This window comes from Phocaeicola paurosaccharolyticus JCM 15092, assembly GCF_000613805.1.
GTDB classification, from domain to species: domain Bacteria; phylum Bacteroidota; class Bacteroidia; order Bacteroidales; family Bacteroidaceae; genus Phocaeicola; species Phocaeicola paurosaccharolyticus.
On sequence record NZ_BAJR01000015.1, the window covers coordinates 16,324 to 29,392 of the forward strand.

The window sequence follows — 13,069 nt, forward strand, 5'->3', positions numbered from 1 at the left end:
TCTATGGAAAAAGAAATAGGGAATATATCTATATCAAGTATCAGAAAAAGGATACCTACACTTATTGGACTTGGTAATGATCTTATTATTGACAATTCGGAATACTACTCAAACAAGTATAACAGTTATATTATACAATTTCCGATAAGAGTTGACGGAATTATCATCTCACTACGCCTAATAGGAGACGCAAAAGTAGACATCAATCTGCGCAGTTATAATACGGGAAAGAACGACCTCTTAATATGTGTTCCTAATGATCTTTTTCAAGCCTCATTGCAGCCTGGCAACCATCAGTCGCTAACTTGCATCATTTCGTCTGATTTTATGAAGAGTCTTTTCATAAATATCAACACTCTAATGCCATTCTTCATATCTCTAAAGGACAATCCGGTATTCCATATTAATGATGAAGATACGTCTCAGCTAAGATCCCTATTTAATACAATAGAAAATGCCATTCTTTCTGAAGACTCATTTAAAGTAGACATAGTTCGTCATCTTCTTGGTGCTTATCTATATAAGTTAGGTTCAATACTTAACACAATGCAGCCAGATGCCTTCCTTGAGAAGAGGAAACCGGTCAAGAGAGAAGAAACACTTTTCAACCAATTCATAAGCTTGGTAACAGAGCACCACTGCAAAGAGAGACGAGTTGATTTCTATGCAGAACAGCTATTCTTAAGTCCAAAACATTTCTCTACTGTTGTAAAAAAAGTTAGTGGAAAGACTGCCGGTGAATGGATTGATGAATATGTGATACTTGAAGCAAAGGCTCTGCTAAAGTATTCAAGCATGACTATTCAGGAAGTAGCATACTACCTTAACTTCCCAAATCCATCATTCTTCGGTAAGTATTTCAAGCATCACACAGGAATGTCACCATCCGAATATAAAGTTAACTGATTTATCATCGTCTATATTCTGTCGGAGCCACTCCGAAATGTTTCTTGAAGCTCTTTGAAAAATGAGATAGAGTACTGAATCCTGTAATATCAGAAATCTCTGATATTGTATATTTACCCTCACTTATTAGCTCAGCAGCGCGGTTGAGTTTATATGTCTTGAAGAAAGAACTTGGGTTCTCTCCTACTAATCCTTTCACCTTATAGTAGAATTTCGTTCTTGATATTTTTAGTATCTCTGTCATACGAGAGACATCAAGATCAGTATTCGAAAGCTCATTCTCCATAAGCTGATAAAGTTCAGTCATAAATTCATTATCTTGTGGAGATAGTACATTCTCATCTATCTTATCTGTCTGTGTAGCTTTTGACAAAATATTACGTACATTTTCCCTGTTCTTCAGCTGAGAATGTATCAGTGCCAATAGATAATTTGGCTCAAAAGGTTTGGTAACATAAGCATCGGCGCCCGAATTAAGGCCTTCAACCTGATTCTCTACAGTTGACTTGGCTGTTATTAATATTACAGGAATATGGCAAAGAAGTGCACCCCAAAGTTTTTTGTCCAAACTTTGGGATGCACTTCAAATTTCCGGCCATCATTAAAGAAATAAAGATATGATTATTATTCCTGCTATTAGATAAAACATTGGTAAATAAATACATATAAAAGCAATGCTTATATTTGTATTAGAGTTATATACAAACAATAAAGATCACTATTCCTTAAGCTTTATTAAAATACAATTAAAGTGAACTAAGCATAGAAAGCATTAATCCCTATATTTATCGATAGCATCTTTATAAGTATTCTCGCTCATATCTTTAAACTGAGCTTTGTTTTGCTCCAGTTCTTTAAACTTACGATAAAGATTCGAATATATTATCTGATGAGCCTTATTCTGAATATTCTCTTCGAAATATTCATCCATCTCACATTCACTATTTACAAATACATCTATCATATTTAGTAAATCATCCTTATTTATGGTGTCAACTGAACTATAATTAATGCCGTCAAGCTAAATTCGCCTTTACTATTGCTAATTCTTAATATTTTCATAAGTTTTATTCCTTTCTATATATGCTGTTTGGCCAGCCTCTAAACTATCAAGCTGTATTGCATAATTTTTTACTTCCTCTCCAGTCTTTGACTTAAGCGTTTTGTCTGTAGGATAACCATAATAAATTCTGAACACTGGTTTCTTATCTACAATAGTCTTTTCAGTATATATGACATAATTTGGACGAATAGAACCACCAATTGTATTGTTGTGGGTTACAACTACCACAGGCATCTCTTCTGCTAAATCTTTTAAAAGAGTATTTACATCGTCTTTAAGGAAGATATTATCAAACGAGGACTCAGGCTCATCGATAAGTAGCATATCATAATTCCTTGCATCCTGAATAGAATTCAGCAAGTTATATTCAGACTGTTCTCCACCAGACACTTCCAACCCATATTCATTAAGTATCTTATAATCCACCGTTATGAAGAACTTATAGATTTCAGCATTGTTGATGCATTCTATCTCTTTTAATTCTTTGATAAAAGAAATAGGATTACTATATTGAGTATAAGCATCCACCAAACTTACCTTACGTCCCAAGACAGATTTCATATCAGTGGCATTCTCAAACTTCTCGTTTTAGCCTGAATTTTGAACTTTGCTACATCCCTCGAAGCAATCTCCCTTTCACGCATAATATAAGAGCAAAGCAACTTAAACTTTGTACGTTTATGTCTGTTAGTTGCAATTGTATAGAAACTTACGTCTGGTAAAGCCGGTGCAGATGAATGATATTGAAGACGTTTGTTAATTTCAGTCATCAAGGAGTTAGCCCACTTCTTCTTGTTATATTGCTCTAAGGCTTTTTCATATTGGCTTTCCAAGTCAAAAAGTAATGCTTTTAAAGCATTTATATCAATATATCGATTTATAGTTTCTCTATATTCTACATTACTCATAATTGCAAGTACATGACCAATTAATTGTTTAAGTGTGTCGGGTTCAGCAATATCAAACCTATAGTCGTTGAACAATGTACATTTAGAGAAAACATCCTTTAAACCTTCATCCTTAGCTATGTTTTTAAGAGTTTCTATATAGTCCTTTATAGCATTCTCGTCTATTTGCTCATCGTTGATACATACCGCATCATCCACCGCACTTCTAAACAAATCAAAATAATCCTCAAATAAGCTGTTTTTCTTTTCGGCAAGAAGATTATCATACATATTTTTGTCTTGGTTTTCACTGCCATTAACCAGTGAAAATTGCTTAATGTATTTAACATTTTTCTCGCCATACTTACTGTTAATTATACTGAGCGTATATGATTTTCCTGATGATCTACGACCAATAACTACGCTCAGTCCTGAAGAAATCTTTAATTCGCCAGTGTTGATGTCTATTAGGTTCTTATCCGAACCATCCAATGCGACTTTTTGTTTATCTTTCAATGCTTCTTTTAGTGCATGAATGGATAAGTCGCCGACCTCTATAAAGGTTTGTCTTGGCTGGAAATCATGTACTGCTGCCGTAAACCGACTATCACTAAAATACACTGGCACTAAACTATTCCTGTCCTTTCGACAATAGATGAACTTCTTAGGACTGTTAACCTCTCCAGCTGTGATATATTCTCTCAAATCTATAATAACAGCCTTTGGAATAAGAGGCTTTTTATCGTAGTGAGGTATTAATAAGTATTTTGAGAGGTCTGTAAATATAGACTTGAAGGCAGGCAAATCTAACGAATCTGTTGCCGTATGAATATTTGACGTTACCTGATTTGTTTTTTCATTAAAGTCATCTATGTCCAACTCATCAGTAATAACCAATATGTGTCCGTTACATAAGTCAACCTCGATACCTGGAAATACTGTTATATCTCCCAGCGTAGCTTTTATTGAAAGATATTGATTCTTATCAAATACATTATGGTTAGTAATAGCAATGCCGTCTATTCCCATAGTTGAAACGTACTCTTCTAACTTCGAAATGTCAAAATCAAAGTGGCTGTCGTTAAAAGGACTTGGAATTGTATGTATATGTAGATCTATTTTTCTCATATTTTAAAACTGTTATATCAGCTTAAGAATGATATCAAAACACCTGCAGCAACAGCAGAACCGATAACACCTGAAATATTACTTGCCATACAGTACTGGAGAACATGGTTCTTCTGGTCATACTTAAGAGCTATCTCATTTGCCACACGGCTGGCCATAGGCACGGCACTAAGTCCTGTTGCACCGATAAGTGGATTGATTTTCTTCTTTGAGAATAGGTTAACAACTTTCACAAAAAGAATACCACCTGATATAGAGAGTGCGAATGCAAGGAAACCACCTACAACAATACCTATTGTAGTCCAGTTAAGGAAAGCATCTGTAGTCATTGTTGCTCCCACAGATAGACCAAGGAATATTGTAGCAGTGTTCATTATTGAGTTAGATGCCGCATCAAACAGACGTGATGTATCACTACCAATCTCCTTGACAAGGTTACCGAACATAAGCATACCAATCAATGGAACTGCACTTGGTACAAATATTGCAACTACAGTAGTAACTACAATAGGGAACACAATCTTCAGAACACGGATATTCTTTATCTCAAGTTTAGAAGGGTAAAGTTTCTCCTGCTCCTTCATATTTATGCTCAACTCTTTCTTTGTACATAGTAGGTTTACAACAAGAGGGATGATAACAGGAACAAGAGCCATATAAGAATATGCAGCAATTGCTATCGGTCCTAAAAGATGTGGAGCAAGCTTGATTGTCGTAAAAATAGCTGTAGGTCCATCTGCACCGCCTATAATACTAAGTGATGCTGCTTCTTGAGGTGTGAATCCCATAAGAATAGCAACAATTAGCACAGTAAAAATACCTAGTTGTGCTGCTGCACCAAATATAGAGAGACGAAGGTTCCTAAGCATAGGACCAAAGTCTGTCAATGCACCTACACCCATGAAGATAATCGGAGGAAGGAATCCTGTCTTTATCAACAGGTAGTATAGAAAGTTCATAATCCCAAGTTGATGAGCAATCTCAGGCAATGACATATCCCATATATTCTGTAAAGTACCATTTATCATTATCATACCATTCTCATCAGCTTGAGTAACTCCCATTTCACCTCCTGGGAAGTTTGCAAGAAGTACACCAAAAGCAATAGGTACTAACAACAATGGTTCATAGCGTTTCTTAATACCTAGATAGAGAAGAATGAATGCAATGGCATACATTATTAGAAACTGCGGATCAGCAATAATATTACTGAATGCAGTCATTTCATATAGTTTACCGAATATATCTTCCATTATAATACCTTCATTAAAATGTCATCCTCAGAAACAGAGTCACCCTGATTGACACAAATTGCAGAAATAGTTCCTGTATAATCAGAACGGACAGCATTGTATGTCTTCATTGCTTCAATATAGCAAAGAATATCTCCCTTATTAACTTTGTCACCTACCTTCTTAGGAGTATCTTGGGCATTCTTTCCAAGAAAGAACTTACCCTCCAAAGGTGATAGTACATCTTTGCCCTCACCTACCAGTCCTCATCTTGAGAAGCTTCAGAAGGGCTGACATCATTAAGAGTAGCAGGATTTACATCACCAAAAGCTACAGTGACACGATATGGTTGTCCATTTACATCAACTGTAAGGATTCTAGTCTTATTATCTTCTGCTGGTGCATGAGCATTAGCCTTCTCTTCACGGCGTGTCTTGAGATCTTCCAAAAAGTCGTCTTTAGCCTTACCACTCTTGTATGCCTCATACTGAGCCGGGTGCATAGCATATTCAAACAACTCTTCATCATCATCACCAAGTTCCCACTTCTTTTCCCACATCATCTTCTGGTATTTCTCCAACTGATCAGGGTAATTATCTTGAGGGTTGCCTGTAAAGAACTGACGCCCTTCACGCTCTGCTTTCTCTTTAAGTTCTGGAGCAAGTTCACCTGGCAGTTTACCAGCCTTACCTAGAAGCATATCCCAGATATCATCTGCAATCATACCCCAGCGTTCCTTCCCCTTTTCAATTGCCATCACATTCATCATTGACAAGTTCTTTACATACTGACTGAATGGAGTTACCAAAGGAGGGTAACCTACACGAGGCCATACATAAGCTACTTCATTGAACAGCTTTATAAGCAGTTCATCCTGTGTCATAAATTGAAGGTTATGTTTTGCCTTATATTTATTGATTGAATCAAGATTATTTTCCAAGTCAGCCATAAGGCTACCCATCATTCCTCCAGGAAGTCCAGGTCCTATTAGAAGTGAACTCATAAGTCTGTTCTTAGGACTTATGTAGAGCCCGAGGAAGTCGTCCATGAATTCCTGAATCATTGAACGAACCTTCATGTATGCCTCCATATTTATTTCTGCAACCTTGAAGCCTGCATCTTTAAGCATAGCCTGAACACTTATAATATCAGCATGTCCTGTTCCCCAAGAAAGAGGTTCCATACCTACATCCACATAATCACAACCGGCTTTACATACCTCAAGAATAGAGGCCATATTGAAACCTGGTCCTGCATGAGAGTGGTATTGAACTGGTATGTTCTTTATCTTCTTGATACCCTCTACAACCTTGCCCAGGAACACTGGTCGCCCGATTCCTGCCATATCTTTTATACATATCTCATCAGCTCCAGCTTCAATAAGCTGTTTTGCCATATTTACATAGTACTCTACAGTGTGAACAGGAGAGAATGTGATACATAGTGAGCATTGAGAGATCATTCCCGCATCGTGTGCATAAGTGATAGAAGGAATGATATTTCGAACATCATTAAGTCCGCAGAATGTGCGGGTTATATCTGTACCTTGAGCCTTTTTTACTTTATAGAATAATTTACGTACATCTGCCGGTACAGGACTCATTCTTATTCCATTAAGTGCTCTGTCAAGCATATGAGTCTGAATTCCGGCATCATTAAATGGTTTTGTCCACTCTCTTACAGCCTTATTAGGATTTTCTCCAAATAGGAGGTTAACTTGTTCAAAGCCGCCACCATTTGTTTCAACTCTGTCAAAACAGCCCATTTCGATGATTACAGGTGCTACCTTAACCAATTGATCTACACGAGGGACATATTTTCCGGCACTTTGCCACATGTCACGGAAGACCAAACTAAATTTTACTTCTCTTTCCATTTTAATTACTCGTTTTCATTGGGTTATAACTTTTCTACCTTAATCACTTGGCCTTTACCGGCAGTCAAAATATCTACAGCTGATTTGATAGCATCAACAGCACCAGTATCCTTAGTAGGATTTACTGAAGGAACTTTTTGGACAAATTCCTCAGGCGCATACTTATTAACAAGGATTATCAAATATTTGCCAAGATAGATGACGATAAGAAGAATTAAAAATACAGTAGCCATACCGACTACCATAAGCAACAACCCCAATACTATGTTCTCCATTTTTATATATTTAATTAACTGTTATAGTTATAATTTTTTCAGCTAACAAACACCATATAAATCCAAATTTATAAAATTATGTTCTCTAATAATTATATTATCGTATAAATATATAAAAAAATAACATAAAACTATAGAGTAATCTCATCAATACTCTTCCTCTTCTTTTCTGAAGCTTCATCTTCAGCATAACCAATCGGAACAAGCACAACTGGTTCAACCTCTGAAGGAAGAGAAAGCACTTCACGACAAAGAGTTACATCAAAATTGCATACCCAACATGAAGCAAGCCCCTGCTCAGTAGCTGCTAGACAGAGATGCTCAACAGCAATAGCCACATCAATATCTGAATGGTCTTTGTCATCACTTTTTCTGTGCCATGACTCCTCATGGTTTGCACATGCCACAATTATACAAGGAGCACTCTTTATCCACTCTCTTTTATAGCAAGAATGAAGAGATTCAAGCTCTTTTTTATCCGTAATTATTTTAAAAAGCCATGGCTGAAAGTTGACAGCAGAAGGGGCGTATCTTACACACTCCATTATATAATGAAGCTTCTCCTTTTCAGGAATCTTATCTGAGTATTTGCGAGAGGAGTAGCGTGACTTAACTAATTCTAAAAAGTTCATATTCTTTTAAATTTGTTTGAGAACAAAAATAGTAACTTTGTGATGTAAATATATATTTGAATGAAGAAACTTGTAATATTCGACCTTGACGGAACACTACTAAATACAATAGGAGATTTAGCGCAATCAACTAACTATGCATTAAAACAGTGTGGTTTTCCTACTCATAATACAGATAGTTATAGAACTTTTGTAGGTAATGGTATCAACAAACTCTTTGAGAGAGCTTTACCTGAAGAGGAACGCAACGAAGAGAATATTATGAAGGTACGTTCTTTTTTCCTTCCATATTACAATCTTCACAAATCAGATCTCACCCAACCATACAAAGGTGTAACAGAATTATTGACTGCACTCCAAGAAAGAGGTTGTATGATAGCCGTTGCATCGAATAAATATCAAGCAGCTACAGAAAAGCTCGCAAGAAGCTATTTTCCAGGTATAAATTTCATAAAAGTACTAGGGCAAAGAGAAGGCATCCCAACAAAACCTGATCCACATATTATAAATGAAATTATTCAGGCAGCAGGTGTAAGCAAGGAGGAGACAATTTATGTTGGAGATTCGAATGTTGACATTATTACCGGCCACAATGCAGGAGTGGATGTTGTTGGTGTATCATGGGGATTCAGATCAAGAAGAGAACTTCAAGAGAATAACCCTCTTACTATAATAGAAGAAGCAGAAGAAATTCTCCTGCTTCTATAAATAATCTGTTCAAAAAATATCATTTAAATTGATAACTCATCGAGAACACGGATAAGATCCTTATCCATTGGCTTATCTTTTTTAATGGCATCTATGAATGGTACGTAAACCACTTCATCATTACGTATACCTACCATTACATTTCTCTGTCCCTCAAGGATAGCATCAATAGCTCCTACCCCAAGACGGCTTGCAAGAATTCTGTCTCCTGCACTCGGAGAGCCACCTCTCTGCAGATGTCCTAATATAGTAACTCTAACATCATACTCAGGATACTCTTTCTTTACTCGCTCTGCATAATACATCGCTCCTCCATTTTTAGGGCTCTCGGATACAATTACTATACTACTATTCTTAGATTTTCGGAATCCACGTCCTATAAATTGCTCAAGTTGGTCTACATCTGTTCTGTCCTCCGGAATAATCGCCGCCTCAGCACCCGATGCTACTGCACTGTTCTGAGCCAGGAAACCGGCATCACGTCCCATCACCTCAACAAAGAAAATCCTATCATGCGATGTTGCTGTATCACGTATCTTATCCACACACTCTACTATAGTATTTAGAGCTGTATTATATCCTATTGTGACATCAGTGCCATATAGATCATTATCTATAGTTCCAGGAAGTCCTATACAGGTGAAGTCGTACTCATCTGCAAGAGCCTTTGCTCCTGCCAACGAGCCATTGCCACCTATAACAATCAAAGCGTCAATGCCCTCTTTCTGAAGGTTATCATAAGCTTTCTTCCTTCCCTCTGGAGTCGTAAATTCTTCCGACCTAGCCGTTTTAAGTATAGTTCCACCTCTTTGGATTATACTACTCACATCTTGAGAAGTCAGCTCCTTTATCTCACCATTAATCAGCCCCTCATATCCACGGTATATACCTTTTACTTTAAATCCGTTGAATATAGCACTCCTAGTAACTGCTCGTATAGCAGCATTCATTCCCGAAGCATCGCCACCAGATGTCAAGAGGCCTATACACTCAATTTTCTTCATAGTTTAATATATTATGCAAGATATCATTGAAACATATTTATAACTTACTAAAGTTGTAAATAGTTCATTCATCTTACCAATTATCTGTTCTAAACGGTACAGTAGGCAACTGGTACAAGTTTGTAAGGTTGCCTATTTGGAAATTCTTGAAACAATAGCGTACAGCTACAGGTTCCTGAACCTCTTGTGCAGAAACTACAAGGTTTTTTCCATCATTAGAAGCCTGAGCCGGATAAAATTTCTTATCTGCTCCTGCAATCTCAAAACCCTCGAATCCGCTCCAACGGTTGAATCCATTTTCTGCATTATTAAAATAGATTATAGCCTTATTGCCCTTAATCTCCATACTTTTATATTCAGGACCTCTACAACCTATTTTTTTCAATCCATATGTTTCATTCAGCGCCATGAATGCCAAACGTTCTCCAACTTTCTGTTTCTCTTTTGGATGTATCTGATGAATTTCAAAAGGTTCGACAAGATCGTTTGTAGAAATCATACCACATTTATTAATAAGCGATTGAGCCTTAAATTGTTCTTCACGAAGTAATGCACCTACAATATTATTACCATAGTCAAAAGGAGCAATCTCAACTTGATAGAAAGGAAGATCTCCCTGTTTCCACATCTCTCTCCAAAGATTTACCATAGTTGAAAGACGTTTTGCATAATCCGGATGACCAACGTTAGACTCACCTTGATACCATAAAAAGCCTTTAATACTATACTTATATGAACCATTAAGCATACCATTGAACATGATCCAAGGTTTCATGTATTCAGGAGTCTTTTCATCATTTTTCACGTCCTTATATCCTGCAACAATCTCTTTTGGTAACCATCCCTCTACAGTAGAACCTCCCCAGCTACAGTTTATGATACCTACTGGCACATTCAGAGTCTGAGAAAGTAATGTTGCAAAATAGTATGCAGTAGCACCGAACTCAGGTGTATTTTCAGGATTGCTCTCTTTCCATCCATCACTGTTTGAATATTCTTGTGGAATTTCAGAGCCAATATTCTTTACAGTTGCATAGCGCACTAGTTTATTATTTCCTGATATAGCGATGTCTCTATTGGTACCCTCTAGAGGACAAAAATCAAAACCACGCATAGGCATCTGCATATTCGACTGGCCAGAACCAAACCATACTTCACCAATAAGTATGTTACTTAGCTTAATGCTCTTGCCATTACTCTTTATTGTAAGCACCTGAGGATTGGTTGTTGCAGCAGGAGTAGCAACTTTCATCTGCCATTTTCCATCAGTAGAACTCTTTGCTGTATATGTATTCTTGTTCCATGAAGTTGTCAAAGTTACATTTGCTCCAGGAGCAGCCTCACCCCAAATATTAACATCCGAAGATTGTTGTAACACCATATTGTCACTAAGTAATGATGGAACTTTCAGCTCCCCATTCACTTTTGAAAAGTGTTGTGCATTGATATTCATTGATAAGCACAACAGAAATAATAAAGTAAAAAAATGTGTTTTCATTATTCTATTTTTTTCGGTATATAAAAGTCAATTGAGATCTTTAAGGAAGTTCTCCACATCTCGCTCAATCCTCTTGTAAAGTTCACAGCTTTTGTATGTGGTATGTTTCTTAAGTATAATATCAACATCCGACTGACTGCGTTGATAACTTGTCAGTTCATTATTCATTTGCATCTGATGTTCAGCCAATCGCATAATCTCCTGCTCACGTTCATTCCTTAGAATGTTGCACACAGGCACAAGGAGTCTCATTATAACATTGTCCATTATATGATGCCCCTGAATGAATAGATAAGTATTCTCGGGATATACTCCAAGAGTTCTAAACTCCTTCTTCATATCATCAATCTCTTGCAATGCTTCCGGATGGTGATATTCCAACTCACGCAGCTTGTTAATAACTTTCTTGCTCATAACGTTTAATGCATGTTCAGGATGATGTATGCTTACAGTGTCAATCCGTACAAATGAGCAAAAGGTCATCATAGAAAACTCATTGAGAATATGATTTCTGTAAAACCATACCGACCAAATAAAGAGAGGATATGCAATCTTGGAATACTCTTCCATAAATGCAGAGAAATCTATTACATGTCTGTCATTGAGTGTAGCCATGACACATACCTCCTGAAGTCCTTCTGCATAGCACTGGTAGTTCTCTATGGCATAAACATAGGTGTGAAAGACATATCTGTTTTCGATTATATTCGTTGATGTCTGTGTAGCCCCTTGCAAAAGGTAATCGTAGTCGCTATCAACACAAGCAATCATATTCTCTCCTAACTTTGAGCCGAGGTCATTCATCAATACAGTCTTCTTCCCTTTTGCCAAAGTTGTTTGCGATGGCAGCATAACCTCAAAGTATCGTGTCTTATCTTCATATTTTGCGAAGAGTGTGCGCCAGAAGGATATATCATCATAGCTCTCTACGTAAGCAATAATTTTCTTGCGACTGTTTTTGGGCTTTAATGAGTTGGCAGCAGCAAAGTATAATGAAGATAGATTGTCGGATAATCTCTTCCCCATATCTATTTCTCTGTTATATCGCTGACTTCTGTTACTGCATCCATCCAGCCGTTCATAATGACAGCAGGTGAGTGTGTTGTAAGAATAATCTGGACATTAGGATTAAGTTCTCGTATCAATCTTATTAGTTTCTCCTGCCACTCCACATGAAGAGAAATCTCTGGTTCATCCATAAATAGCACTCCGGAATCATTGTCTTGTACAAGTACAGTAAGTAGAATTACGAGTATCTGTTTTTCACCAGATGATAGTTGATAAGGACAAAGCACATCGCCTTCTTGCTCAAACATAATCTCGTTTTTGCTACGTATTATCTTTTTGCATGTCTCCCCAAATAGTTCATCCATATGATCTTGAAATTTTATCTTAGGAGCCGACAGCTCTTTGGCTTTTATAGCATCTTCCGGATTTCCAGAAGTTAGACATTCAATTATACGATTACCTATGTTTACCTGATAATCAAGGTAACGACGTTGAAGCTGATATAGTTGCCAATCCAACTCAGTCTTGACATTCTTATCAGCCATCTTCTCCAAAAGATCAGAATGGAGAAGCGGTCTGTCAAAACTTCTTATTGCATCAAAATGTATATATGTAGCATCTTCTGGGTAGAAGGTGAACTTCACATTAGTCAACCCGTAATCATTCGACAGCGAACCTCCTTGAAGTACAGTCAGAGTGCTTACTGACTTATTGAGTATAGTACTCTTACCTATTCCATTTACTCCGCTGAGGATGTTTACATCCGGGCGCAAACTCCAAGATATATTTTTACGTCCCCAAAGACCCTCTATATCTATTTTTTTTATGTAACAAGCCTGTTTTTTCATATCA

Annotated in this window: 12 protein-coding genes and 2 pseudogenes; 2 read left to right on the forward strand and 12 right to left on the reverse strand. The window is 37.0% G+C overall.

Annotated elements, in window-relative coordinates; genetic code table 11:
- The first annotated feature begins 3 nt into the window (after positions 1 to 3).
- Entirely contained in the window at positions 4 to 906 is a 903-nt protein-coding gene (locus JCM15092_RS07750; RefSeq protein WP_024994166.1) for a helix-turn-helix domain-containing protein, read from the forward strand.
- Positions 907 to 910: 4 nt separating this feature from the next.
- Here the strand turns inward: JCM15092_RS07750 and JCM15092_RS07755 are convergent.
- From JCM15092_RS07755 to JCM15092_RS07785, 8 genes and pseudogenes are all read right to left on the reverse strand, one after another.
- Positions 911 to 1,447, reverse strand: a pseudogene (locus JCM15092_RS07755) (response regulator transcription factor); the annotation flags it as partial.
- A gap of 231 nt (positions 1,448 to 1,678) precedes the next feature.
- Positions 1,679 to 1,870, reverse strand: a complete 192-nt coding sequence (locus tag JCM15092_RS15400; protein WP_034541749.1) for a hypothetical protein — start codon at positions 1,868 to 1,870, stop codon at positions 1,679 to 1,681.
- 78 nt (positions 1,871 to 1,948) lie between these two features.
- Complete coding sequence (locus JCM15092_RS16580) at positions 1,949 to 2,530, reverse strand: ATP-binding cassette domain-containing protein (RefSeq protein ID WP_051532513.1); 582 nt, start codon at positions 2,528 to 2,530, stop codon at positions 1,949 to 1,951.
- Complete coding sequence (locus JCM15092_RS15405; RefSeq protein WP_148296622.1) at positions 2,527 to 3,885, reverse strand: PHP domain-containing protein; 1,359 nt, start codon at positions 3,883 to 3,885, stop codon at positions 2,527 to 2,529. Before JCM15092_RS15405 ends, JCM15092_RS16580 begins: the two co-directional genes overlap by 4 nt.
- Before the next feature lie 116 nt (positions 3,886 to 4,001).
- Positions 4,002 to 5,237 (reverse strand): sodium ion-translocating decarboxylase subunit beta, encoded by a 1,236-nt coding sequence (locus JCM15092_RS07770; protein ID WP_024994168.1) that lies wholly within the window; start codon positions 5,235 to 5,237, stop codon positions 4,002 to 4,004.
- Positions 5,237 to 7,092: pseudogene (locus JCM15092_RS15410) on the reverse strand (biotin/lipoyl-containing protein). The gene JCM15092_RS07770 and the pseudogene JCM15092_RS15410 overlap by 1 nt, the downstream one beginning before the upstream one ends.
- Before the next feature lie 23 nt (positions 7,093 to 7,115).
- Positions 7,116 to 7,367 (reverse strand): OadG family protein, encoded by a 252-nt coding sequence (locus JCM15092_RS07780; RefSeq protein WP_024994169.1) that lies wholly within the window; start codon positions 7,365 to 7,367, stop codon positions 7,116 to 7,118.
- A gap of 131 nt (positions 7,368 to 7,498) precedes the next feature.
- Positions 7,499 to 7,999, reverse strand: a complete 501-nt coding sequence (locus JCM15092_RS07785; protein WP_024994170.1) for a nitroreductase family protein — start codon at positions 7,997 to 7,999, stop codon at positions 7,499 to 7,501.
- Between the two features lie 60 nt (positions 8,000 to 8,059).
- On the opposite strand from JCM15092_RS07785, the gene JCM15092_RS07790 reads away from it, so the two are divergent.
- Entirely contained in the window at positions 8,060 to 8,707 is a 648-nt protein-coding gene (locus JCM15092_RS07790; protein WP_024994171.1) for an HAD family hydrolase, read from the forward strand.
- Between the two features lie 23 nt (positions 8,708 to 8,730).
- On the opposite strand, the gene pfkA is transcribed toward JCM15092_RS07790, so the two are convergent.
- The 4 genes from pfkA to JCM15092_RS07810 all read right to left on the reverse strand — a co-directional run bounded on the left by pfkA (position 8,731) and on the right by JCM15092_RS07810 (position 13,065).
- The gene (gene pfkA, locus JCM15092_RS07795) at positions 8,731 to 9,711 is read right to left on the reverse strand and encodes a 6-phosphofructokinase (protein WP_024994172.1); all 981 of its coding nucleotides are present in this window, start codon (positions 9,709 to 9,711) and stop codon (positions 8,731 to 8,733) included.
- A gap of 73 nt (positions 9,712 to 9,784) precedes the next feature.
- A complete protein-coding gene (locus tag JCM15092_RS07800; protein ID WP_024994173.1) occupies positions 9,785 to 11,209 on the reverse strand; it encodes a sialate O-acetylesterase in 1,425 nt (474 codons plus the stop codon).
- A gap of 27 nt (positions 11,210 to 11,236) precedes the next feature.
- Complete coding sequence (locus JCM15092_RS07805) at positions 11,237 to 12,235, reverse strand: DUF4435 domain-containing protein (RefSeq protein ID WP_024994174.1); 999 nt, start codon at positions 12,233 to 12,235, stop codon at positions 11,237 to 11,239.
- A 2-nt stretch (positions 12,236 to 12,237) separates the two neighbouring features.
- Positions 12,238 to 13,065, reverse strand: coding sequence for an AAA family ATPase (locus JCM15092_RS07810; protein WP_024994175.1), 828 nt, complete (start codon positions 13,063 to 13,065; stop codon positions 12,238 to 12,240).
- Between the last annotated feature and the right edge of the window lie 4 nt (positions 13,066 to 13,069).